Here is a 363-nt window from a genome sequence, read left to right as displayed (position 1 = left end):
CCAGCCGATGAACTCGACCTTTCGAGCCGCCTCACGCAGGAGCACCACCAGTCGCTCAAGCTGTGGCTGCGCATGCTCTCGTGCACGGTGCGCATCGAGACCGAGATCCGCACCCGGCTGCGCAGCACCTTCGACATCACCCTACCGCGCTTCGACCTGATGGCGCAGCTCGAGCGCTATCCGAAGGGGCTGCGCATGGGCGAGCTGTCCAAGCGCATGATGGTCACCGGCGGCAACATCACCGGCATCACCGACCAGCTCGCGCTCGAGAACCTGGTGGTGCGCGTGCCCGACCCGAAGGACCGGCGCGTCTACAGCGTGCGCCTGACGCCGGCCGGACGGCGTGCCTTCGCCGAGATGGCG

The 363-nt window shown here is 68.0% G+C and carries 1 protein-coding gene; it reads left to right on the top strand.

The genetic code is table 11. The features are described from left to right. On the top strand, positions 1–363 hold a 363-nt coding region (locus D0817_RS26885; protein WP_127341012.1), incomplete at both ends, for a MarR family winged helix-turn-helix transcriptional regulator.

It is taken from the genome of Flavobacterium cupreum (assembly GCF_003996965.1).
Taxonomy (GTDB): Bacteria; Bacteroidota; Bacteroidia; order Flavobacteriales; family Flavobacteriaceae; genus Flavobacterium; species Flavobacterium cupreum.
This window is presented reverse-complemented; position numbering and strand designations above follow the sequence as displayed.